Source organism: Mesorhizobium sp. B2-3-13 (assembly GCF_006442195.1).
In the GTDB taxonomy this organism is placed as follows: Bacteria; Pseudomonadota; Alphaproteobacteria; order Rhizobiales; family Rhizobiaceae; genus Mesorhizobium; species Mesorhizobium salmacidum.
Genome location: NZ_VFVQ01000005.1, coordinates 79,485 through 102,915, shown reverse-complemented (window position 1 = coordinate 102,915; position 23,431 = coordinate 79,485). Strand labels below are relative to the sequence as shown.

At 60.2% G+C, this 23,431-nt stretch carries 14 protein-coding genes and 2 pseudogenes; 5 read left to right on the top strand and 11 right to left on the bottom strand.

From position 1 onward, the window contains the following. Positions 1-51 precede the first annotated feature (51 nt). Positions 52-705: a phage integrase N-terminal SAM-like domain-containing protein gene (locus tag FJ941_RS07895; RefSeq protein ID WP_246673738.1), complete on the top strand. Its 654-nt coding sequence runs from the start codon at positions 52-54 to the stop codon at positions 703-705. A gap of 96 nt (positions 706-801) precedes the next feature. Here the strand turns inward: FJ941_RS07895 and FJ941_RS07890 are convergent, their stop codons facing one another. The 4 genes from FJ941_RS07890 to FJ941_RS07875 form a co-directional block, all read right to left on the bottom strand. Next, the gene (locus FJ941_RS07890) at positions 802-1,770 is read right to left on the bottom strand and encodes a quinone oxidoreductase (RefSeq protein ID WP_140504520.1); all 969 of its coding nucleotides are present in this window, start codon (positions 1,768-1,770) and stop codon (positions 802-804) included. Next, entirely contained in the window at positions 1,767-2,558 is a 792-nt protein-coding gene (locus tag FJ941_RS07885; RefSeq protein WP_140504518.1) for an alpha/beta hydrolase, read from the bottom strand. The genes FJ941_RS07890 and FJ941_RS07885 overlap by 4 nt, the downstream gene beginning before the upstream one ends. A 220-nt stretch (positions 2,559-2,778) precedes the next feature. Continuing rightward, positions 2,779-3,840, bottom strand: a complete 1,062-nt coding sequence (locus tag FJ941_RS07880) for an alpha/beta hydrolase (RefSeq protein WP_140504516.1) — start codon at positions 3,838-3,840, stop codon at positions 2,779-2,781. A 70-nt stretch (positions 3,841-3,910) separates the two neighbouring features. Continuing rightward, the gene (locus FJ941_RS07875) at positions 3,911-4,327 is read right to left on the bottom strand and encodes an organic hydroperoxide resistance protein (RefSeq protein ID WP_140504514.1); all 417 of its coding nucleotides are present in this window, start codon (positions 4,325-4,327) and stop codon (positions 3,911-3,913) included. A gap of 402 nt (positions 4,328-4,729) precedes the next feature. On the opposite strand from FJ941_RS07875, the gene FJ941_RS07870 reads away from it, so the two are divergent. Beyond that, complete coding sequence (locus FJ941_RS07870) at positions 4,730-7,591, top strand: winged helix-turn-helix domain-containing protein (RefSeq protein WP_140504769.1); 2,862 nt, start codon at positions 4,730-4,732, stop codon at positions 7,589-7,591. 142 nt (positions 7,592-7,733) lie between these two features. Here the strand turns inward: FJ941_RS07870 and FJ941_RS07865 are convergent, their stop codons facing one another. Further along, positions 7,734-8,813: a RelA/SpoT domain-containing protein gene (locus tag FJ941_RS07865; RefSeq protein WP_246673736.1), complete on the bottom strand. Its 1,080-nt coding sequence runs from the start codon at positions 8,811-8,813 to the stop codon at positions 7,734-7,736. A 625-nt stretch (positions 8,814-9,438) separates the two neighbouring features. On the opposite strand from FJ941_RS07865, the gene FJ941_RS07860 reads away from it, so the two are divergent. Further along, the gene (locus tag FJ941_RS07860; protein ID WP_140504512.1) at positions 9,439-10,506 is read left to right on the top strand and encodes a cyclic nucleotide-gated potassium channel; all 1,068 of its coding nucleotides are present in this window, start codon (positions 9,439-9,441) and stop codon (positions 10,504-10,506) included. A gap of 173 nt (positions 10,507-10,679) precedes the next feature. On the opposite strand, the gene FJ941_RS07855 is transcribed toward FJ941_RS07860, so the two are convergent. Both FJ941_RS07855 and FJ941_RS07850 read right to left on the bottom strand, forming a co-directional pair. Then, positions 10,680-11,309: an antitoxin Xre/MbcA/ParS toxin-binding domain-containing protein gene (locus FJ941_RS07855; RefSeq protein WP_181169743.1), complete on the bottom strand. Its 630-nt coding sequence runs from the start codon at positions 11,307-11,309 to the stop codon at positions 10,680-10,682. A gap of 329 nt (positions 11,310-11,638) precedes the next feature. Beyond that, a pseudogene (locus FJ941_RS07850) lies at positions 11,639-12,277 on the bottom strand (site-specific integrase); the annotation flags it as partial. Between the two features lie 534 nt (positions 12,278-12,811). Between FJ941_RS07850 and FJ941_RS07845 the strand changes: the two are divergent. After that, positions 12,812-13,978 (top strand): porin, encoded by a 1,167-nt coding sequence (locus FJ941_RS07845; protein ID WP_140504500.1) that lies wholly within the window; start codon positions 12,812-12,814, stop codon positions 13,976-13,978. A gap of 333 nt (positions 13,979-14,311) precedes the next feature. Here the strand turns inward: FJ941_RS07845 and FJ941_RS07840 are convergent, their stop codons facing one another. Both FJ941_RS07840 and FJ941_RS07835 read right to left on the bottom strand, forming a co-directional pair. Next, positions 14,312-15,988: a sulfotransferase gene (locus tag FJ941_RS07840; RefSeq protein WP_140504498.1), complete on the bottom strand. Its 1,677-nt coding sequence runs from the start codon at positions 15,986-15,988 to the stop codon at positions 14,312-14,314. Between the two features lie 95 nt (positions 15,989-16,083). Next, positions 16,084-18,381 (bottom strand): mechanosensitive ion channel family protein, encoded by a 2,298-nt coding sequence (locus FJ941_RS07835; protein ID WP_246673735.1) that lies wholly within the window; start codon positions 18,379-18,381, stop codon positions 16,084-16,086. Between the two features lie 164 nt (positions 18,382-18,545). Between FJ941_RS07835 and FJ941_RS29380 the strand changes: the two are divergent. After that, positions 18,546-18,764, top strand: a pseudogene (locus tag FJ941_RS29380) (hypothetical protein); the annotation flags it as partial. On the opposite strand, the gene FJ941_RS07825 reads toward FJ941_RS29380, so the two are convergent. Continuing rightward, on the bottom strand, positions 18,743-20,152 hold the full coding sequence (locus FJ941_RS07825; protein WP_140504496.1) for an adenylate/guanylate cyclase domain-containing protein: 1,410 nt from the start codon (positions 20,150-20,152) through the stop codon (positions 18,743-18,745). The pseudogene FJ941_RS29380 and the gene FJ941_RS07825 sit on opposite strands and share 22 nt — an antisense overlap. Before the next feature lie 377 nt (positions 20,153-20,529). After that, a complete protein-coding gene (locus FJ941_RS07820; RefSeq protein WP_246673733.1) occupies positions 20,530-23,427 on the bottom strand; it encodes a glycosyltransferase in 2,898 nt (965 codons plus the stop codon). Positions 23,428-23,431: the final 4 nt, after the last annotated feature.

The following is a 23,431-nucleotide window of genomic DNA, read 5'->3' as shown; positions in this document are numbered from 1 at the left end:
GTAGAGCGTGCGATCCGACCATGGAGTTCCCTTCAACGAGAGGAACTTGCCATGGCTACCTTGTCGACCGACGCTCCGATCACGCCGCTTCGCCAGCGCATGCAGCAGGACATGCTGATGCGGGGCTTGGGACCGCATACGCAGCAGGATTACGTTCGTCAGGTCCGGCGCTTCGTCGCGTTCCTTGGCCGCGCTCCCGACACCGCCAAGACCGAGGACATCCGGCGCTTCCAGTTGCATCAGCATGAGAGTGGCGTCGGACCGGCGACGATCAACGGCGCGGTCTCGGCGCTGCGCTTCCTGTTCACGGTGACGCTGAAGCGGCGGGATCTGGCCCGCGCGCTGGTGATCACCCGATGTCCCCGCAAGCTGCCCGACGTGCTGAGCGTGGAGGAAGCGGCGCGGCTGCTCGAAGCTGCCCCAGGCATCAAGTACAAAGCCGCGCTCGGTGTCGCCTATGGCGCGGGACTGCGCGTGTCCGAGGTCGCGCACCTCAAGGTCGACGATATCGATAGCACACGCATGCTGATCCGCGTCGAGCAGGGCAGGGACGCAGGGACCGCAACGCGATCCATCGACGCTCGCCGGCTCCGTTTCGAGCCGGCGATGCGCTTCAGCGGGTCGGGCACTCTGGGCGGCGGGCAGATGATCCGCGGTGGGTCTGGCAGGTGCGCCGGGCTCAGTTGCTTGTCCTCGACGAATTGATCGAGGCCACGGAGCCGGGTCTGACCGCCCATGACCGCGCTCCTGCGCGCCCCGGTGCAAACGCGGCAGTCCTTGGGGCTGACTTCGTTCGCGGTTCTAAGGTATGAGCAGCAGCTTTCCAGTGGTCGTTCGGCTTTCCATGTCGGCATGGGCATTCGCCGCATCCGCCAGCCGATATTCGCCGCCGATCCTGATTTTGAGCTTGCCCTCGACGATCCAATGGAAGAGTCGGATCGAACGCGAGCGAAGCAGTTCCGGTGTATGGATATGATCAAAAAAGGTGGCGTAGCCGATCTTGATGCTCTTCGGCAGCGCCATAATGTCGATCGGGCCAGGACCGCCCAGGACGGGTCCGTACCAGCAGAAGGTGCCCGATCGGCGGAGCGCATCCAGCGAGCCTTGGAATGTCTTGGGACCGGAGCCATCATAGACCACATGCACCCCTTCGCCGCCCGACAGGCGAATTGCTTCGTCGGCGAATTGCCCTTCGGCATCTACAATGACGTGATCGGCGCCCGCCTCCTTGGCGATCGCCAGCTTGTCTGCCGAGGACACGCGGCCGATGACATGGCCGCCCCTCAGCTTGATGATTTGGGTAAGCAGCAGACCGACTCCACCAGCCGCGGCATGGACAAGCGCGATGTCGCCGGGCTGCACGGGATAGAAATCCGTCGCGAAATGGCTGGCTGTGAGGCCCTGCATCATCACAGCCGCCGCCGTGCGATCGTCGATCGCATCCGGTATCGGCACCAGCGCATCGGCCCGTATCACGGTCCTCTCGGCATAACTCCCCGGCGAATACACCCAGGCGACACGACGGGTCGGCCAAAGATCGCTGACCCCATCACCGACCGCGATCACGCGGCCAGCGCCCTCTACGCCCAAAATCTTCGGATCCGGCACGTCGGTCCAGGCAAGTCCGCGCCTAACGCCCGTGTCCATGAAGTTCACGCCAGCCGCAGCGACTTCAACCAGGGCTTCTCCCGGACCTGGCGTTGGCTCGAGCATGTCGACAAACTCGATGACGTCCGGCCCGCCCCATCGGTTCATCACGACGGCTTTCATCGCGATGCCTCCGCTGCTGCCTTTTCGATCAGCCGAGCGACAGGTTCAGGGTTCGAAACCATCACCGCATGCGAGGCGCCTTTGACCACCACGGTCTTGCGCGCGTGCGCTCGTTCGGCCATGAAGGCGGAAGCTTGGGGTGGGATGTTCTTGTCCTTGTTGCCGTAGATGAACCAGCTCGGAATCTTCTTCCACGCCGCCGCGGTCTGGGCCTCGTTCAGCGCCGCTTCCGTGATAGGCCGTTGCGTGGCAGCCATCAGCTTTGCCTCGGGGATAGAAACGTCGGTTGCAAACTGGTCGCGGAACTTCTCCTGCCGGATGTAGAGATCCTTGCCGCCGCCTGACAGCGGAACGGGTGGAGCGAGCGTGGGCGCAAGAGTGCTGCCTGGGAACTTGCCCGCAAGCCCGGCGGCCGTCTCGCCGACCTCCGGTGCAAACGCCGCAACATAGACGAGCGCCCTGACATTGGCATGGCCATCGGCGGTTTCGCTAATGACCGAGCCGCCGTAGGAATGTCCGACCAGAATGACAGGCGATGTAATGCCGGATACGATATCGGCAACATATTGAGCGTCAGTGGCGACACCCCGCAGGGGATTGGCAGCGGCCACAACGGGGTAACCATCCTTCTCGAGGATCTTGACGACTCCGTTCCAGCTCGATGAGTCGGCGAACGCGCCGTGAACCAGAACGATGGTGGGCTGAACAGTGGTGGGCTTTTCTGACTGCGCGTAAACGCTGCCTGATACGGACATGGCGATTGCCAATCCTGCGAGCAGTCTTGTCATCTCACATAACCTTTCGATGGTTTTGTTGGTGTAGTGCCATTGCGATGGTCGCAGGGCTAAATATTTGGGTCTTTCAGAGAGTTCTTTAGCTAAGGCTGCGGCGAGCCGACCCGCTGCGGAATATTCATCCGGCATCGCTGCGAAGACGGATTACGCAATGGTCGCAACCACACACCGCAGGCGGTGGACAGGTTTCATCGGGAAGCCGCTTGACAGGTTGTCAAAACTTGCCGACGTCGATGACCGCCTGCGCAAAGGCCTGTGGAGCCTCCTGCGGCAGGTTGTGACCGATGCCGCCTGAGATCAGCCGGTGTTCGTATTTGCCGGAGAACTTCTTGGCGTAATTTGCCGGATCCGGATGCGGCGCGCCGTTTGCGTCGCCCTCCATCGTAATCGTCGGTACACCGATCGCCGGAAACGCCGCGAGCTTTTGTTCCAAGCCATCATATTTTGGCTCACCTGGCGCCAAACCGAGTCGCCAGCGATAGTTATGGATAGAGATCGCGACGTGGTCGGGGTTGTCGAACGCGGGAGCGGAGCGTTCAAAAGTTACATCGTCGAAAGCCCATTTGGGTGAGGCGAGCGCCCAGATGAGGCGCGTGAATTCGCGGGTATATTTCTCGTAACCCGCCCGTCCCCGTTCAGTGGCGAAGTAATATTGATACCACCACTGCAATTCGGCCTTCGGCGGCAGCGGCGCCTGGTTCACCTGCTGACTGCCGATGAGATAGCCGCTGACTGACACCATGGCCTTGCAGCGCTCAGGCCAGAGCGCGGCGATGATGTTGGCTGTGCGCGCGCCCCAGTCATAGCCGGCGATGACCGCTTTCTGGATGTCCAGCACATTCATCAACGCAACGATGTCAGACGCAAGCGCCGCCTGCTGACCGTTCCTAGGTGTTGCGTCCGACAGGAACCGCGTCGTACCGTAACCGCGCAAATATGGCACGATGACCCGGTACCCTGCGTTGGCAAGCAGCGGCGCGACATCGACATAGCTGTAAATGTCGTAGGGCCATCCGTGCAGAAGGATCACCGGCGGGCCGTCCGCAGGACCGTCCTCGGCATATCCGACGCTCAGCAGATCCGCGTCGATCTGCTTCATTGAGGAGAACGAGGTCCGTGCCTTCAGCATGGGGGAGACTGTCCTTTTAGGCCCGTCGCCCTGCGCCTCCGCAACCCCGATCGCGCCAAGTTGTGCCGCGGCGATTGTCGCGGCAGCAACGCCGAAGAGGCGACGCCGATGGTGATTGATTTCTTCCGGGTTTTTGATCGCGTTCATTGGTGCACCGCCCTGTCGTGATGACATTTTGCCGAGAGTGACATGCAAGATCGATCGATGTGATCGGTAGCTAAGCGAGGCTGATTGCGACTTCGATATTGCCGCGCGTGGCCTTCGAGTAGGGGCAGTTCTGATGTGCTGCCTCTACAACAGCCTTGGCAACGTCGCGGTCGAGCCCGGGTACGCTCACATTGAGGCGCGCGCCGAGGAAGAAGGCACCGTCGGCAGTGTTCAGATCCACCTCTGCGTCAATTGCGAGGTCGGCGGGCAGCCTGACGTTCATTTTGCGGGCGGCAATTGCCATTGCGCCCTCGAAGCAGGCCGACCAGCCGGCTGCGAACAGCTGCTCCGGATTGGCGCCGCCGCCCGGTCCGCCGGGCGTGGAAAGCCTGATGTCCAGTCGACCGTCGGAACTGCGGGATGTGCCGTCCCTACCGCCAGTGGTGCGGACCTTGGCGGTATACAGGAGCTTTTCAGATTGGGTCATGATGTCTGGGTCCTTCGCAAAAGGGCACTTTGAATTCGATTTGGAAATTGGCGCGTGGCTTCGCTCTCCACGAGCGTGGAAAACGCACTTAAAGGCTTGCGGCCCAAGCAAGTTTTGCGGCACGAGCGATAGCGACACTGCAAGCATGATCATTCTCCCTGGGCCGGTCAGCAAACGTTCTTGCTGCTTCCACACATAGAGAGAGATCGCCCGGAGCACCCGTTATACACTATGATGCGGTGTTAGCGCTCGCCAGTGCCGCCCGTCCTGGAACTGGGCCTGAGCTGCTTCCTGTCCTGCCCCAATCGTCCCTCGGGGCCACGAAATCGACTTTTTGCTACATAGGTAGTGGACTTGGAACCGCGTCTGACCAGCCAACAAAAAGCAATAAAGAATGATGCCATGATATCGCCAGCCGCGCAGACGAGCGACAGGATATCGTTTGGTCCCTTTACGCTGGCGGCGGGCGAGAGGCTCCTGCTGCGGCAAGGCGCGCCTGTCAATCTGGGCGCGCGCTCTTTCGACATCCTTACAGCCTTGGCTGCGCGCCCCAACGAAATCGTCAGCAAGAAGGACCTGCTGGCCCATGTCTGGCCCGACGTTACCGTCGAAGAAGGCAGTTTGCGGTTTCAAATCGCCAACCTCAGAAAGGCGTTGGGCGATGGCGCGGGCGGCGCGCGCTACATCGCCACTCTGACGGGGCGCGGCTACTGCTTTGTGGCCCCGGTCTCGCGATCGGATGGTCAAGACAATGGCCAAAGGGATGTCGTCGCCAGCTATCCGCAAGCCAATCTGCCAAGCCGCCTGCTCCGGATGGTCGGCCGGACTGACGACACTGTCCGACTTTCAACTCAACTGGCCGAGACGCGTTTCATTACGATCGTCGGCACGGGTGGTGTCGGCAAGACCGCTGTTGTTGTGGCGGTGGGCCACGATCTCGTCGAAGCATTCTCGGGTGCCGTGCATTTCGTCGATCTCGGGGCGGTGAGTGATCCGGGCTTGGTTGCGACGACGGTGGCCTCGACGCTAGGGCTGTCTCTACAGTCCGAAGACGCGACCCCCAGTCTGCTCGCCTACCTTGCAGACAAGCGGATCCTCCTGATTCTTGACACTTGCGAGCATGTCATTGACGCCGCGGCGGACTTGGCGGCCCGCATCTTCGCCGCCGCACCGCAAGCCCACCTGCTGGCAACGAGCCGCGAGCCCCTTCAAGTCGAAGGGGAGCACGTTTACAAGCTGGAGCCGCTCGCATGCGCGCCTGCCGATCTGGAACTCACCGCGTCCACTGCGCGCCGCTTCCCTGCGATCCAACTGTTCCTGGAACGCGCTGCCGCGAGCGGTGCCGGGCTTGATCTCCAAGATGCGGATGCCGCCATCGTGGCCGGTATCTGCCGCAAGCTCGACGGCGTGCCGCTCGCGATTGAGCTGGCGGCTGGACGGGTTGCGACTTATGGCCTGCAGAAAACCGCCGAACTTCTCAACGAACGGCTGACGCTATTGTGGCCGGGACAACGTACCGCGCCGCCGCGGCAAAAGACCCTCCAGGCCACTTTGGACTGGAGCTACGGACTGCTATCGGAGTTCGAGCGTCTTCTGCTTCGCCGCCTCGCGATCTTCGTTGGCCACTTTTCGATCGAGGCCGCCCTGGAAGTTGTGACGAGCGCAACCGTCGATGACGCACTCGTATTTGGCGCTATCGACAGCCTGGTCGCCAAGTCGATGATAGCGGCAAGGCCTGCCGGGGCAACGATGCGTTACCGCCTGCTCGACACGACGCGAGCCTACGCCCTTCAGCTCGACGTCGACGATGCCGAGCACGCGAGCCTGGCCGCGCGTCACGCGACGCATTATCTGCGCTGGCTGGAGGAGACAGGAGCCGAGTGGCCTACTTTGTCGAGCGGCGTACAACGGTCATTTCACCTAGCGGGCCTTGCCAATGTGCGAGCGGCTCTGGACTGGTGCTTCGGACTTGACGGGAACACTGACGTCGGCGTCCGTCTGGCTGCCGCGGCGGCCCCCTTTTTTCTGTCGATGTCCTTGCTCACCGAATGTCATCGCTGGGCGGCGCAAGCGGTTGTTACTCTTGACGATACTACTAGAGGCGGATTGGAGGAGATGCATCTTCAGGCAGCCCTTGGGGTCTCCCTGATGTTCACGCGTGGTGGAAGAGATGCGGCGCGCGTGGCATTGAACAGAAGCCTGGTCATTGCCGACCGACGTGGCGAGGCGCTCGATCAGCTTCGGATTCTAGGCCCGCTGCAAATGTTTCACCTGCGTACGGGAGAGTTCAGGACCGCGTTGCAATATGCGGAGCGCTGTTCCGTCATTGCCGGAACGCTTGAGGATTCGGTCTCCACCACTTTGGCGCATTCCTTGATGGGGATTTCGCTTCACCTCAGCGGAGAGCTCGGCCGTGCCCAGACCGCGCTCGAAGCGGCGTTGCGATACGGGCCGCGCTCCAACCGAACCACGACGAACTATCTCGGCTTTGACGGCAAGATTCTGGCGGGATCGATTTTGGCAAGGACACTGTGGCTGCAAGGCCATCCTGATCGGGCCGCGGAGCGCGCGCTGCTGACGATTGAGGAGGCGGAAGTCCTGAACCATCCCCTGTCTCTCTCCATTGCACTTGTCTGGGCGATTTCCGTGTTCCTCTGGATCGGCAAGCTGGAGCTCGCTGAGAAACACATCAATCGTCTTTTCTCTCGTGCCGAATTTCATTCTCTCGGGCCCTATCTCGCACTGGGAGGCGGCTTCACAGGGGAGATCGCCATTCGTCGCGGCAGCCCAAGCAGCGGTGTCGAAGGCCTTCGACGCTGCCTTGCCGAACTCCACGCCGCGCCTTACGAACTGCTCACCACGCCGCTCAATATCTCGTTTGTTCTGGGCCTGGCTGCGGCGGGCCGATCCGCGGAGGCACTTTCACTGATCGAGGAGACGATCCGTGACGTCGAGGCAAGCGGCGATCTTTGCTATATGCCGGAACTGCTGCGCGTAAAGGGAACCCTTGTTCTCGCGGCCCCGCGCCCTGGCGCCGACGAAGAGGCCGAAATGTGTTTTCGGCGGTCGTTGGAACTCAGTGATCGTCAAGGCGCGCGGGCATGGGAGCTGCGGACCGCTGTCGACCTTGCTTCCCTGCTGGCCGCTCGGGGACAACACAGGGACGCACGGGCTCTTCTCCTGCCGATTTTCGCGCGATTCGGGGAAGGCTTGGAGACAGCAGACCTGCGGTCAGCCGCAGGCGTGCTGGCAACGCTGAAATAGGTGTGAGCTTTCGGGAGATTGTCCGTTCGGACCGGACCCAGGAGACTGTCGAGGAAGGCCAATGGTCCGGCTCCTTCAAACGGAAAGCGACGCTTGGCCAACCATAGTCGGGCGTTCCTTCGGAGCTACCATCCGGTGTGGGCTATTCTGTAGACAGTGACTTTCCCGAGCATATGGATTTCAGACTGCGGGCGAACAATGAAACATTCCCAAAGTAATTCGGGTATAGGTCGACAAGCTTTTCGACCTTATCCACCTCGACCAACGCAACCGTCCAATCAATTCCCCTTAGCGCGATTTTCTTCTCTATTTCTTCCAATTTCCGCGCCCCCATGATGAGAGTTCGGAATGGTTGAATGGTAACGTTCTGATCCGCTCTATATTGTACCAAATGATGCCGAAAATGTCCCGTTGGCTGTACGAGGCTCTCTGAGCGGAGGGTAAGATTCGTGATATCTGCCAGTATACTTGTTGCACCTATACGCCTGTTGATATCCCGCAGTTCCCGCACTCGGTCATCGCGATCCGGAACACCGACGTCAATGGGACACTGCTCAACCTGCGCGAATTCCGCCGACATAAGCTGGAAAAGACGTAGCCAATCCTGCTCGCCGTTTCCGTGCTTCAAATCCTGGCGCTGGAACAGCCCGACGGCCTCAACTGCAGTTGCCCATGAGTGCTGAAGTGTGGTCCGAACTTGCAATTCGATGCGTCGTCCCTCGAAAGCGTGGGTGTGGGCAGCTCTGGGTCGGTACTGGAAAACAATATGGTGACTTCGATAGCCGTCCGCCTTCGGCTCATCGATATAGTTAAATTCCCGACAGTGTATCTCATGGGGGAACTTGTCTCGCATCGATTCGAGAAGCAAGCGGACGCTTTTGATGTCGGGCATGATCGCTCGGCAGCCGCCGATATCGTTCATGGTGTCCAAATTGGTGGTGGACTCTCGAAGCTTCCGACAAATGGATGCCAGACGCTTCGGACGCGATGCCATGTCGCCCTTCAATCGCAGGGCTTTCATGTAGTGACCGACAGAGAACCGAACGCTCCGCATCGGCAGAAAGTGCGAGTCGCGCCAGCTATTGGCGATTGAGAAGATTCGCATCGTGTCCACGTACTGGCCGGCAGTGGTGCCTTGTCCGAGCTGCATAGGTTTTGCCAGCCGGTCGCCTGCCTTGCGAACGGCTTGCATGCTGTATTTGAGGCGCGGGTACTCAGTCATTGGACCACAAAGTCAAGGTAGGCCGCCTCATTCTGAACTGGGCGGGACGACCGCAGGAGAATCGGATCTCATGTATCGTACCGCTTTGTATCCCTCGAGTCCGCTCAGAGCGGCTGGATCGAAGCCACAAGACCTCGATGGTGCCTCCTTGAATTGCCTCTGCGGTGACTCACCGGCCCCGGTAGCTTGGGCGCACGCAACGTCGCAACCATGCAGTTGCCGTCGCGTACTAAATGCGCCTCTCGAGTGTCCTTCCTGCCGCCTGTGATGCCGCACATGTTTTGGGTAGCGGGCGAAGGGCCGGGGGGAACTCACGCTCGTGACACCAGGCGGATTGGAGCGTTCTTCTTGGGTGTCGCCGCCGGCAGCGTCACCATTGCCGCCGAGAGCCGGCCGTCTTCGAGACCGGGCATCTCTACGGCCAAGAACGCGTCGGCCCGGCTCCCTGGAACAGTTGAAACCTGTTGCAAATGCCCGGATGGGCCATTCTCGATTTCGGCCTGTCGGTTCACGTTCAGGCCATCTGAGTTCACCTCGTGATGAACATCCCAGCGAAAGCGCCACCTTTGCGCTTGCCTTGAAGGCATCCTATTCTGGAGGAATAGCATCCGCTCGTGGGCACAGAATGTCGGTACTGCCTTTCTTGAGAATTCACGCGCCGCTAAACGCGGTGCTGGCTGCGCCTGGGCTACTGGCGGTGGCCGCGCTCACCATGCCGGACATGTCCGCACGAAGCAGGCTGGCTCTGACTGCCGTGCTGGCGGTCATTTGGGGCGCTTATCTCCTGCAGATGGCCGAGACTCTGATCAAGCACTGGGCGGGAGACCTTCGGGACAGGACGCCGGCAATCGCCATTGATATGCTCGCGGTTTTGGTTCCACTCGCTGCATTTCTGCTCGAAGGCACGCCCGACCGGAGCCTCTACTGTGCTATCTGGCTGCTCAAACCGCTGCGCGACTCGACCTTCTTCCCGGTACTCGGCAGGGTGCTGGCCAACGAAGCGCGTAACCTGATCGGCGTCACCACGCTTTTCGGCGTCGTTCTGTTCGGTGTCGCGCTCGCGGCCTATGTCATCGAGCGCCACATCCAACCGGAAAAGTTCGGCAGCATCCCTCAGGCAATGTGGTGGGCGGTGGTCACGCTGTCCACCACCGGTTATGGCGACGCCATTCCGCAAAGTTTCGCCGGCCGCGTCCTTGCTGGGGCAGTCATGATGTGTGGCATCGGCGTCTTCGCGCTGTGGGCCGGCATTCTTGCCTCCGGCTTCTATCAAGAAATCCGTCGCGAGGATTTCGTCCGCAATTGGCAATTGGTCGCCGCTGTGCCGTTGTTTCAGAAGCTGGGCCCGGCCGCGCTGGTCGAGATCGTGCGCGCCTTGAGGCCTCGTAGTTTGCCGGCCGGCGCCGTGATCTGCCGAAGGGGCGAGACCGGGGATCGGATGTTCTTTGTTGTGGAGGGGCGGGTGAGCGTCGTGATGTCGAACCCGGTGGAGCTTGGCCCTGGCGCCTTCTTCGGCGAGATGGCGCTGATGAGCGGCGAACCGCGTACGGCGACCGTCAGCGCCGCAACGGCGGTCTCACTCCTGTCGCTGCACGCGGCGGATTTCCAGATGCTATGCAGCAGCAGCCCGGAAATCGCGGAAATAATCCGCAAGACCGCGCGCGAGCGGCACGGCACGGCACCGACGGCTTGACCGTTCCAAGGTGTTCGTCAGGAGGAGGGCGCGATGGCAAGGCTGTCCAACTGCTTGTCGAGAATGGCTGGCTGGAAGGGTCGTCATTGAGACGACGGGCCGCGGGCAGCCGCTTGGGGTCATGTTGCGTTGCGCCAAGTTCTCAACTGAACGACCGCCACCAAATGCCGGGGCTAAACATCAGGTGCCTCCCCCAAGGCCAGGCGCGCGGCAGCAACAACATTGGCTAGCTTACCAGTTAACAGAGTATCTATCGGGGGGTTCCCGCCAAGCTTGTCCGTCGGTGCCATCAACCATTTCCAGGCAAGCCGATGGTCGCCAAACATCGCGATCAATTCGGCTATCCCATCTGCAGGGCGAGCATCGACAAACTGCTTCAATGGAAAAACAAACCTGCTGCTTCCGGATTTAAGTGCGATCACCTCATCGCGTTTCTGCCACCGAAAGAGCGTCGACCTCGGTATCCCAAAATGTCTTTCTATCACTGTTGGCCCAGCTACCGGCCCAGCCCAATCACTCGCCGCACTGAGAGGCGCTTGGGGGACCGCCGGTGGCGGTACCGCTTTGAAACGCTGCAGTCGTGGGTCAAATCGGCCTTGTGCCTCTGCCACCATATGACCGATAAATATCTGAGCGAGGTTTTCAACGTCATCCTCAATGGTTGGGAGGGCTCGCTGAACAGCCTGAGTTTGAACAGTGATTGCTGAAGATATATACCCTGCCAATTTCGCGGCAATTCTAAGGGCCGGCTTGCCGATTGTCGGATCGTGCTCAAGAAGAATTTTCGACACGGCGGCAGCCACCGTATTTTCCAGTCTCGGTCGGCTGGCCTGCTTAACAAGGTTTCCGCCTCGTGAGAATCGCCGCCTAGTGACCATGCAGATTACCTCATTCAAATGCACCCAAGTCGCGTGACCGCTGTTTAGCCGAGGAGACCTAGTACGTCAGTGCGTTCCGGAGGTCATAGAAGGCAAACACAATGCACAATTGGCAACGTTCCGTCCAGTGGAGATGATGACGTTGCTTGGAGTAATGCTTGGCCTACATTGTGTTCGAGCACGACCAAACCTAAACTCCGCGAAAAGACCCCGGTCGCTGGCGCTTTTGCGCGCGGCCCCTGACGAGACCTTCATCATGACCCGGTTTCATTCTTGATCTCCTGCGCTGCCGGTAGCAGCCCTTCGAGCACGGTGACGCAGCCATCGAGATCGTTGACGGCCAGATGCGCGTAGCGCATCGTCATCGACAGCGTCTGATGACCCAGCCACATCTGCACACGCCTGATGTCGATGCCGCCCCGGACGAGGCGCGCAGCACAGGTGTGACGCAGGATGTGCGGCACGACCTAGTGGTCGGCGCCAAGTCCGACCTCGGCTTTCGCCTCGTTCCAGATGGCACCGAACTGTGCCTGGCTCAACTTGGCGAACGGGCCCTTCGGCCGAGAGCGTCCGTTCGGAGGCAGCTTGATCACCTCCTTGACCCGCTCGGTCATCGGGATGGTGCGGCTGCGACCGGATATGATGGTCTGGAAACTGACGCGATGTTCCTTGATGTCGTTCCAGGTCAGCCCGAGCGCTTCGCCGAGACGGCAGCCGCTATCGACCAGGAAGACGGAAAGCCTGTAAGCCTCCTCGCTGCGGCTCTTGATGGCGGCGAACAGCCGCGCCTCTTCATCCCTCTCGAGAAAACGAATCCGTCCCGCCCGCTCTTTCTGGCGGCGGAACTCGTGCAGGCTCTGGAGATCTCCCATGCTGTAAGCCTTGCGGAACAGTGGCCGGGAGTTTCGGATCAACCAAAAGATTGAGCCTCCCCTAGCAGGGCAGCGCCTTCGACCACTCGGCCGCCTCTGCGTTGCGCCGCTGGATAAAGAAAAGCGCCGGCACAATCAACAAGGCCCTTGTCATTATATGGAGAAGGGTGAGCGCGCCGAACATTTCGGCCTTTCGTCGGGTGCGGCGGATCTGCGGCAATTCCCTGGCTGGCGACTCGCGACCTCGCCATGATTCCGTCCTCCGATCGCTGGATTCGGCTGGAAACAAGCGGTTGCGGCGGCCCCGATGGTTAACGAGAGCTTTCCAAGTGAGGCCAAATCGTGACGTTTCTGCAACACAGGTCGGGGATAGCAGCCGAACGGCCCTTTCGCCGGTACGATCGTTGTTGAACGCCGCTGGCTCATGGGTAATGTCGGTTTCGAGGAAGCGGCGCGGTGCGCATCTTTTTCGGTAGTGGGGATGGGGCAGGGAACGCTGTCCTTCAGCAAAGAATACCCAGACCCGTTTTTTAACTTTTGACTGGAGGTCAGAAAATGAACATCAAGAGCCTTCTCCTCGGCTCCGCTGCGGCTCTGCTCGCAGTTTCCGGTGCGCGCGCCGCCGACGCCGTCGTCGTCGCCGAGCCGGAGCCCGCTGAATACGTCAAGATTTGCGACGTCTACGGCGCTGGCTACTTCTACATCCCCGGCACCGAAACCTGCCTGCGCATCGGCGGCTATGTCCGTTATGACATCAGCGGTGGCGACGTCGGTTCGTTCGATGGTGCGAAGTCCCGTGACGTGGAGTCCGGTGACGAACAGGAGACTTGGCGCAAGAAGGCCCGCTTCACGCTGAAGACCTGGACCGGCCAGGAAACCGAACTCGGCACCTTGAAGACCTACACCGAGACCCGCTTCAACTTCAACAATCGCAACGGCTATGCCACCTACAATGGCAATCCTGCCGGTAACTCGGGCGCCTCGCTGAACTTCGCCTGGATCCAGCTCGGCGGCCTGCGCGTCGGTAAGGACGAATCGGCCTTCAACACGTTCATCGGTTATGCCGGCAACGTGATCCAGGATACGCTTGTTCCTTACGGCGACTTCGACACCAACGTCGTGCAGTACTACTTCGACGCCGGCAACGGCTTCTCGGCGGTGGTTTCGCTTGAAGAAGGTTCGGGCGCAGGCTCTCCTGGTGCCTACGGCGTTGGCACGATCGACAGCTACGTTCCGCATGTCGTCGGCGGCGTGAAGTGGACGCAGGGTTGGGGCGCCATCACCGGTGTCGTCGCTTATGACAGCAACTACGAAGAAGTGGCCGGCAAGGTTCGCTTGGACGTGAATGTCTCCAGCGCACTGTCGCTGTGGATCATGGCTGGCTACGGCACCGACGACAATTACAACGATCCTACCTATGCGCTCCCGGCTGGCGGCCGCGGCTTCTACAAGCAGTGGGGCGGCAACTGGGCAGTGTGGGGCGGTGGCACCTACAAGTTCAACGAGAAGACCTCGTTCAACGCCCAGGCTTCGTATGACGACTGGAAGAACCTCGGCATCGCGGCGAACATTGCCTATGACATCGTTCCTGGCTTCACGGTCACGGCCGAAGTCGACTACCTGCACGCAGGTCATTTCGACGATGTGGGCTTCTCGAACTGGACGAATGCCGACAAGAAGAACAGCGTCGGCGGTATGCTCCGCTTCCAGCGCTCCTTCTAACAGGCGCTGCCTGATTGAAATCGAAAAACCCGGCGGGCAACCGCCGGGTTTTTTCATGCCGTTCGTATGGAACTTCGGACAGCCGATGGCATGGCCGCCCGCCTGCTGCCACGCTTGCAGACGTGGAAGAGCAATCCTCGCAGCGAAAGGAAAGAAGGAGCCAAAACTGCTTGGCAAAGCGACGCGCGAAGGTGGGAGGCTCTGTGGCCAGGATACGCAGGCGGGACAGAGCGGGTGTGAAGGAACTCAGCCTGAGGAAACCCTCCCGGCGGAAAGCGTACGCCAGCGGGATAGGATGCAACCTAAGATGCGCGTAGCATCAAGCACTACCTGTCAAACCTCGGCAAGATCGCCCAAGGCTTCGATCAACGGCTGAATCTCGCTTTCGTAATTCTTCCAACGCTTGACGGATGACGTATAGATCGGCTGGCGGACCTGCCAATTGCTGTAGGTATTTACGGAGCCGCCCCTGTCAAAAAAGCGCAGGCAGGCATCGTCCCACGGCAGTCCGAGATAATCTATGAGCCGGCGCGACTGCTGCTCCTGATTTTCGATCAACGTCTCGTAGCGATTTTCGAAAATACGACCCGGGAAAACACTATCCCAATGCCGCATCAAGCGATCATATTCCCTGTAGTAAAGCCCCAGCGTCTCAAGATCGGCACTGTAGCTGTGGGCTCTATTGAACTGCAGGACGAAACAGGAGATGCAATTGTCGATGGCGTCGCGACGACAATGAATAATACGCGCTTTAGGGAAAAGAACGCCAACCAGGCCGATCATCTCGAAATTGTGAGGCATCTTGTCAACAATTCGCAGCGAGTCGGGAGCCCGCTCGCGCAGATAAGCAAGGTGCTCTTCGGCCAAAGTCCTGGTCAGATCGGGAGTAATCATCGCGATCGATTGACCGAGGCTCGCGTTGGAGCCGTCTACGACACCGAGTCCACTGGCTATTCGCCTAAGCTTGCTGAGCTCGCCTGCGCCATGAACATTGGGGTGGCTGGCACAGATCTGCTCCGTCAATGTCGTGCCCGAACGGGGCATGCCGACGACGAATACAGGCGCCTCCGAGGGATTGCCGTACGCGGCTCTTGAAGCGACCAGTTCCGGCGTGAAGGTTTCGATCATGACATCGACCCAGCGACGGTAAGATTGCAGATCGAATGTATGGCCCTCGGCTTGATTCCCCCTCTTGAAGTGATCCATCGCCTCCTTATAGCGATGGAGGTCGTTGAGAACCTTTCCCGCGGCGTGATGAAGCGCTGCCGCTCCCTCCGGTCCATGGCCCGGGTCTTGAAGCTCCGTCAGGATTGCCCCGAGTTCGGGCGGCTCTCCAGCGAATTTGCGCGTGTGTACAAGTGCATTGTGGGCAGCCGGTACCGCGATGCGCCGTTCTATTGCCTCTTTCAGATGAACCCCGGCTTCGTCCATACGGCCGAGGCTTGCGAGCGCGCGGGGCAGCCCCAACCGGGCTGCGGGATGATCTCGGTCGACCCTGAGCGCCTTCTCAAAGAGCGGCAGCGCCATTTCCCCCTTGTCAAACGCATTGTATGCATCGCCCAAGGCGCAAAGCGCTTCCACCAGATCCGGCTTCAAGTCCAGGGCGTACTGAAGGTGCCTGATCGCCGGCGTAAATTCGCTGACCTTCAAATAGGTCTCGCCGAGGCTGAGATGGTAGTAGGGGTTCTGCGGATCCTCTGCCACCGCCCGAGCGAAATATCGCAGTGACTTTTCGTTATCGAAACCGACCCCGAGCGTTCCCAGGATATACAGAGCTAGGGGATGGTTTGACGTGCGAGCCAGGACCCTGAGGCACAGTTCCTCAGCCTCGGACAGACGTTCGGCCTGCTGCAACTCGAGCGCCTGCCGTAAAAGCAAGTCGTCGGCGTGGCTGCGGTGGGGGCCTGACTTAGACTGCGCTTTGAGTGGCGCAGCCTTCGGTGATGCCGCCTTCGGCGAGGGTTGGGTCTTGAGGTGCTTTGCCCATGCGGGCGGCAATCGGTTGCTCATCCTGTCTGGCTAGCAAAAGGGGCTTGGAGAATCCAGCCTAGATAGCCGTTTTGCGCAGAGCGCTGGCGTGGCCCATCGATTGACGGCGCTCTTTGCTATTCCATTGTGCTGGCTTTTTTTCGGCGACGAATGGTGTGCGATTGCGCGGCGGCCATTTTTAACACGGGTGTGATGTCCACCGGCGCATTCTCTGCCCCATGTGGGTTCTGTAGCCCCTGGACCTGGACGGTCGGGAATGGGAGTTCGATGCCCTGCTCCTTGAACACCTGGCGGAGGCGTACATAGAATTTGCGTTTCATACCAAAGGCGCCTCCCGGCCTCGTTGTGGCCTTGACCCTCAATACGATGCCGTACTCGCCAAACTCCTGCACGCCCTGCATTTTGATCGGGTCGAGCACCCAGTGTTTGAACTCGGGATCTTCCGCCAATTCGAGGCCGATCCGCTTGATCAGCTTGCGAGCGAATTCGATATCGGTGTCATATCCGACGGTGATGTTGAATTTGTCGATAACCCAGTCACGGCTCTGGTTCTGGACGGCCCCGAGTTCACCGAAAGGAATCGTAAACAGCGGACCCCGATGGTGGCGCAGCTTCACCGAACGCAGCGAAAAGCTTTCTACAGTGCCCTTGTAATTGCCGGAGGAAATATATTCGCCGACACGAAACGCATCGTCGAGCAGAAAAAACACGCCCGAAATGATGTCCTTGACGATGGTTTGTGCCCCAAAGCCCACCGCCACGCCGACAACGCCAGCGCCTGCGATCAGCGGGCCGATCTGAATACCGAGCGAGGCGAGTATCATAAGCACCGCCATCACGATGATCGATGCGAGCAGAATGTTCTGGAGGATCGGCAACAGCGTGTGCAGCCGCGCCTGCTGCGGATCGAGCATCGGGGCCTCTTCGTCGCTGATGACAGGGTGTGGTGTTTCAATCCCCAGCTTTCGTTCGATCAAGGCCTTGATGATCGACCAGCCGAAATCGGCCGCGAGGGCAATGACCACAACATTAATCAGGCCGCGCAATATGAAGGTCGTCGTATCGCTGTCGCGCATGGATTGCATGTCCAGACCCCAGACACGCGCGAGAAAGTAAGCCGCCGCCAGGATAAAAATCATACGGATCCCGCGATCGATGACAGCGATCGCCACCGCCGGGATCGTAGGTCGGCCGAGATCTTCCGAACCTGGCCGCAGGACGAAATTAACTCCGCGCTGCGTCATCACGATCGCCAACGGCAGGAAGAATGCGGCGAAGGTGAACCAGAACATTACATAAAGCCCGGCGATGCGCTGCAGGAACAGGACGACCAAATAAGCCGTCAATAGCCATGTCGCTTCCGTGTGAACGCTGTGGCGCGCACCGTCTCGCTGCGTTCTTGGCCGACGCCAGATGGCCAGCAGCAAAAGCAACAGCAGCACGAAATCGGCGCCAAGCGACAGGACCATCATTCCGTCCTGATCGATGCCGAGACCTGGCAAGAGGATGAACGCGGCGGCGAAGAAGGCGAAGACGCCAACGATTCGAGGTAGCCAATAGGACCAATGGTCAGCCGCTTCGTCGGTGATCGGCAAAGCACGAACTTCTACAGCGTTCTCGACGTTCATGAAGGAAGGGACGAGTATGGCCATGACGTACATGCGCACACCCCATGTAATGACTGCCGCCATCAGAAATGTCAGTACAATCTCGCGGATAAGCATTGGCCAGTCGAACAGCATGAACGCGCCGGCGCTGCCCAGTGCGAACGACACGATCAGCATGCTGGAATAAAGCATGCGACCGCCGATCTTCTTGGCCCGCCCAACGGGCGTACCCTTCGGTTGCGCGATAATCCAGAGACGAAATGGACGGGTCAACTTGTATGTTGCCCAAGTGAACGCCAGGCCGGCAGCGATGAACATCGCAATCAGCAAGAGTACACCGGCAGATCCCTTGCTGGACATATCCTCCATGGTCTCTGCCCGAACGCGCGCGAACTGGCTTGGCAGCAGGGGCAAAGTGTGCACGATTATTCCGATATGATGCCTGATCATATCGAGCGTCGAGGATGCCATCGTATTCATCTGGCCTGGTGCGGTCGCTGCGCCGGACGGTGCGTCGGCCGGAGAAGCTCCTGTCTCCGCAGGCGCTCTCGTTGACCCAGCGTCCTGATTTCGCTGTTCGGCCACCCAGGCCTTCACTGACGCATCGTCGAGCAGCTCGAATAGCTGTTTGACCCTTTCAGGCGGGACGGTTGCCGGCGCCTGAGCCTCTGCCTGACCAGCCAACAAGAGGGCGATCCCAACAATCAGCGCCCTGGCAACCAGGACAAACATCGCGCCCAGATGTCGGAGACGTTGTGTCGGGCGTGCCAGATACTTGGCTCCCAATCGTCGAATCATGAGTGGCATCGTGCTGTTAGCCTTCCGGTCAAATCGGCAAGCAACGACATCTATGCCCGCCATTGCTCCTACGTTGAAGAGCCGATGTTGTGATACAAGACTCCATCGTTCAAGCTAGACCATTGCGTAGGGTCTGGTCGCGCAAATCATGGATCAGCAATTCGAAGACGCTGGGCGTCACGGTGCTTTTGGTAGAGCAGAACGCGTGTGCCCCGCTGGGCATCGCCGACCGAGGCTATGTGATGGAAACTGGGCGCATGACCCTGCAGGGCCGGCCGAGGACTGATTGCAGACGAGCGGATACGCGCGCCTATCTGGGTTCCGACACAGCTGTACACATGAAGGCAGCCAAAAGCATCGCCGTGTGCGTCTATCCTCGCACAATGCGATAGACAGTCGCATCGCCCTCCACACCTCGAAGAGGCGCATCAAACGCGACGATGCCTAGGCCGGCAAGCAGGTCGCTCACGCCTGGCGCGGAATAGAGCGCTTCGGAGATGCAAATCTGCCCGGCTTCCGCCAGTGACTGCACGCGTGCCGCGACATTAACGGTCTGGCCGAAGTAGTCGAGGTTCTCGTTGAGTGTGACGGCGATCGATGGACCGCAGTGGGCACCCATCTTTAGGATGATCCCCGGCCTGACATTGTCGCAGTTGAAGCGATCGATTTCTTCAAAAATGTGAAGGGCGGCCGAAATCGCATCCGGTGGCCGCGAGAATACTGCCATGACCGCATCTCCGATCGTCTTTACGACAGCGCCGGAATGCTGGTGGACCGCAGCATTGAGAAGCGCGAAATGCTCGCGGACTAGAGCATAGGCGTTGAGGTCGCCCAGACGCTCATACATGGCGGTGGAGCCCTTGAGGTCCGTAAACAGGAAGGTGATCTGCCGGATGCCGAGCCCCTCCTTCTCGTCGACACGCTCGGAACGGAAGAGCTGGCGGAAGGTTTGTCGCGCAAGCAGAGCCCCGCCGGAAACATATGGATCGAAATCGAGCGCCGGTTTGGTCTTCAACGCGACAAGCTCGGGCGGCCAGTTGATGAGAAGCAACGAGCCACGACCGGACCCGGTATTTGCAACTTCAATGACAACCGGACCGGGCGGCACGACCGGCAACGCCGGCAAGAAACGCTTGCCGTCATAGTTGATCTTAAGAAGTGTCGGCGCCAACACCGGATCCCCTGTTATAGCTACAGCGAACGCCGCCTGTGTCTGCACGTTGACGCCCGACAGGGATCCGGCATCGAGGTCGGCGCGCAGCATTGTCGTGGTGCCCGGAGGCAGGAACGTCATGCCCCGCACTAAGCCTCGCAAAAGGTCCAGAAAACGCACGTCCTGCCCGGGCAGCCGCCCGTCATTGCCAAAGCGTAGCTTCCAATGAAAATCCTCGACAGAAAGCGTCTCGGGCTCGTGGAACGGAAGGCGCCGCAAATGGGGCGACACAGAGAAGGAGACCTCGATGAAATCGTCGAGGTCTGTATCGCCCGATACGTCGCACAGGCCGCAGACGTAATGGGTCTGCAGTGTGCGCAGGGCGCCGAAACTGTCGAGCACCATCCCGGACTGGGGACAGAGCACGTCCCAGCTCATATCGAACAGGCCGCAGCGAGCCGCGTGAAGGAAGAGGTCGATTGCTTCAGGCTCGGCGATTGCGCGGTCCCGGGCGAAGGCCAGCGGATTGACACGATACAACGCAAGGTCGTCGCCGCTCCTGATAAGCGTTTCGAATTTTGAGATGACGCGCGGGCTCCATGCTCGCGCTTGCTCGATCTCGGTCATCTTGCGTTCGAGAAGACGATCGTTGACCACTGGAACAACAGCTCCACCGTTTGCCCTGCGGCAGCTTACCAAAAACCTGCCCCGATGCGAATGGATGGAAATCCTTCGTCTGTCTCGAGCCTTAGGGCGGCACGTGCCACACTGGTGCAGGTGCTCTGAATGTCGGCATAGGGTTGTCGGCGTTTTTGCCTGCTCGATCAGCCGCACGCGCCTTTCCATCTCCGCGGAAATCAGGCGATCGCCGCAATCTGTTCGCGTGAGCCATCGTCAACAGCCATGTCTCGAGCGCTCCCTAGGACCGCAAGGTCACGCTGCGAAGCGTCTCGTCGACTTTGGGCATTGTGGGCGGAAATAATGACACTGACAAAGTTCACCGTTCAATTGAGCACGGCCTCGACGATGGCAACAAAATCATCGAGCGAGCGATCCCCACGAATCTCGATGCGCGGAAGGTCGATGGGGTCGCTATTGAGGTCCGCCGGCCCGTGTCTGGCGCCGAAGCCGATCCGATAGCCGGACTCCTTCGCCAGCCTGCCGAGCCGTCGATCGGTGACAGAGAAGGGTGCCGCGAACGCCGAGGTTGGCCGGCCGGTCCACCGTTCGATGAACATACGAGACCGCAGGAGCTCGGCGGCCAATTCAGAGCTCGACAGACCATCGATGGGGCGGTGCGTCGCCAGGTGGCTGCCGAAGAAAGCACCTTCGGCGGCGAGACGGCGCACGGTTCCGGCGTCCATAAGCGGCGTCGGCGGACCGCTGAGAGCGTCCCACTTTGCACTTTCACCCACCAGGTCCGTGACCAGGAACACTTCCGCGGCCAGGTCGTGCGCACGCAAGATCGGCCAGGCATGGTCGGCAAAGTTCTGGAAGCCGTCATCGAAGGTGATGAGCACCGGGCGGCCAGCGAAAGGCTGACGGTTGGCGATGGACCATTCCAGTTGCTCGGACATGATCGCGTGAAAGCCATTGGCGCGCAGCCACGCCATCTGGCTTGCGAATGCAGCGGGCGTGAGCCGGAAACGCGCGAGCGCGGCCGGACCTTCATCGGCGACGCTGTGATACATGAGGACAGGGATACGTTGCCGTCGCTCGCTACGCGCGACGTCACGGCGTAAGACCCGCGCCCCGCCCCAGACGATATTTCGCGCGACCCCGATTCCAAGGGGTGCGCGGACCGGCACATGATCAATCACCGGCTCCGTCGCCACGTGATCCGGCGACAGGCGGCAGAAGCGATCTATGCGATAGAGTTCGGTCTGGATCGATTGCGTAAGGACGAGGCCTTCGGTCTCTGCCAGGGTTTGCGAGATCGTTTGTGCACCGAATGTGTTCCAGTCGAAACCCGTCCTTTCAATATTGTCGCGTAGCACGAATGCGTGTGCGCTGATGAAACTCCCGCCAGGCGCCAGTGCCTCAACGAATTTTTTGGCGATGCGCCGCAACCCGGCGAGATCATCGAGGTAGTAGAGCACTTCCGAACAGACGATCAGATCCATCTCATTGGGCAGCGTGTCCGCAAAAAAATCCAGTACGCCGAACTCGACATTCGGTTGGTCGATGCAGCGCGCGCGCGCCCGCTCGATGGCTACGGCGGAAATGTCGGTGGCAGTCAAATGGCCCACTCGGGGCGCCAATTGGCGCGTAAAATGGCCTTCCGCACAGGCCAGTTCAAGCGCCCGTCCGATGGGACCGGCCGGCAGAATTTCGAGCTGCCGCTCATACTTTTCCTGTTCGTAGGGCGAGCTGTAGTTCCAGGGATCCTCTGTCGCGAAATACCGGTTCCAGAACGACGTACGATCCTTGTTGTGGCCATTCGAGGCCGGTGCACGGCGCGGCGCCGGAAGCGGCTGCGTTGCTTCGGCGCTTGACCGAACCAGTTCCCGCGCTTCCGACATCAATTGCGCGAGTTTACCGAAGTGGCTGTCCGGATCAGGCCGGCGTTCCGCTGTGGTCGACAGTGCCTCGGCGGCCAGCGTGCTTGATGTGTCGGCACCGTCGTCCTTTTGTTTTAGGAAATTCCGGATCAGTTCAATCCAATGGCGCCTTGTCACTTTCCCGAGTACGCCGAACTGCACGACAGCCTCGATCTGGCTATCCATCATCAGGTAGGCATAGATTTGATCGATTCCTTCCGGAAGCTCGGTCGAGGCTGGATTTCGAGCGTCGACGCGAATTCCGAGGGTGCGCGCCAGCCTGCGGGGAGCGGCAAGATCGTCGGCATGGAGCAGCATTTGCTCGAGATGATACTGGACCCGACGACCCGCAACCGGGTCGCCCCAGACCTTGCCGAGTTCGATGATCAACTCGGTGATGGCGCCGCCAAACCTGTCCCACAGGGCAGCCATATGGGCTGGCACCGATAAGCTTCCTACCATCAGGCCGTCGAAGGCCACCTTGGCGATCTCGCGCGCCCACTTACGCCTTGCCGGGAGCGCGCGCAGGGATTGCGGGTTGATCAAGCCGCCGTCGCTGCCGCAATCCGACGCAGCGTTCCACAAGGCAAACCACGCCAGTGCTTCGGAAGCGGTGCGGCCGTCCGCCGAGATCGCCCCATTGGCATGCGCCGGCGCGGGGTGCCTGACCCTCGGGTCGGTGGAAAAACCGCGGGCGACAACGATTTCCGCGTCTTCCAGCATTTGCTTCGCATTGCGGGTAAGCGCGTTGGGGCTGGTCCGATAAAAGGCGAGCGGCTCGTCCACCATCACCCAATTTTTGCCCAGACGTGCGACGCGCTGCCACAGATCCCATCCCTCGCAGGTGGAAAGCGACACATCAAAACCGCCCAACTCCACAACCGTCGCCCGATCGACCAGCAGCGCGTGAGTGGCGATGGCACATCGGCGGGCGAACGTTTCGAAGGGCTGGCTTGCGACCTCGGGCGCGATGCTCGCCGGGGTGAGTGCTCCATTGGGCATCACGCGCCGCGAACCGCAATAGGCGGCCACTGCATCAGGAGCGGCTTTCAGTGCGGCCAGCATTTTCGTAAGGAAGCTGGCATCCACCCAGTCGTCGGCATCCAGGAACATCAGCCAGTGGCCGCGCGCCGCCGAAATCCCATTGTTACGTGCGCCGGCGGGGCTTTTCGCGCAAGAACTCAAGGTCCGAAATCGGGCATCCTGTTCCACATAAGCGGCGATGATCGCGGGGGTGCGGTCCGTGGAGGCGTCGTCAACGATGATCGCCTCCCAATACGCGGTTTCCTGATCGAGAAGGCAATCGAGTGCGCGCGTCAGCGTTACCTCCGCGTTGTGCGCAGGAACTACGATTGAGACCAATGGA

Bases quoted from the DNA above. Each gene is read 5' to 3' on its own strand.
- FJ941_RS07895 (WP_246673738.1), top strand. From the start codon at position 52: ATGGCTACCTTGTCGACCGACGCTCCGATCACGCCGCTTCGCCAGCGC.
- FJ941_RS07890 (WP_140504520.1), bottom strand. From the start codon at position 1,770: ATGAAAGCCGTCGTGATGAACCGATGGGGCGGGCCGGACGTCATCGAG.
- FJ941_RS07885 (WP_140504518.1), bottom strand. From the start codon at position 2,558: ATGACAAGACTGCTCGCAGGATTGGCAATCGCCATGTCCGTATCAGGC.
- FJ941_RS07880 (WP_140504516.1), bottom strand. From the start codon at position 3,840: ATGAACGCGATCAAAAACCCGGAAGAAATCAATCACCATCGGCGTCGC.
- FJ941_RS07875 (WP_140504514.1), bottom strand. From the start codon at position 4,327: ATGACCCAATCTGAAAAGCTCCTGTATACCGCCAAGGTCCGCACCACT.
- FJ941_RS07870 (WP_140504769.1), top strand. From the start codon at position 4,730: ATGATATCGCCAGCCGCGCAGACGAGCGACAGGATATCGTTTGGTCCC.
- FJ941_RS07865 (WP_246673736.1), bottom strand. From the start codon at position 8,813: ATGACTGAGTACCCGCGCCTCAAATACAGCATGCAAGCCGTTCGCAAG.
- FJ941_RS07860 (WP_140504512.1), top strand. From the start codon at position 9,439: ATGTCGGTACTGCCTTTCTTGAGAATTCACGCGCCGCTAAACGCGGTG.
- FJ941_RS07845 (WP_140504500.1), top strand. From the start codon at position 12,812: ATGAACATCAAGAGCCTTCTCCTCGGCTCCGCTGCGGCTCTGCTCGCA.
- FJ941_RS07840 (WP_140504498.1), bottom strand. From the start codon at position 15,988: ATGAGCAACCGATTGCCGCCCGCATGGGCAAAGCACCTCAAGACCCAA.
- FJ941_RS07835 (WP_246673735.1), bottom strand. From the start codon at position 18,381: ATGCCACTCATGATTCGACGATTGGGAGCCAAGTATCTGGCACGCCCG.
- FJ941_RS07825 (WP_140504496.1), bottom strand. From the start codon at position 20,152: ATGACCGAGATCGAGCAAGCGCGAGCATGGAGCCCGCGCGTCATCTCA.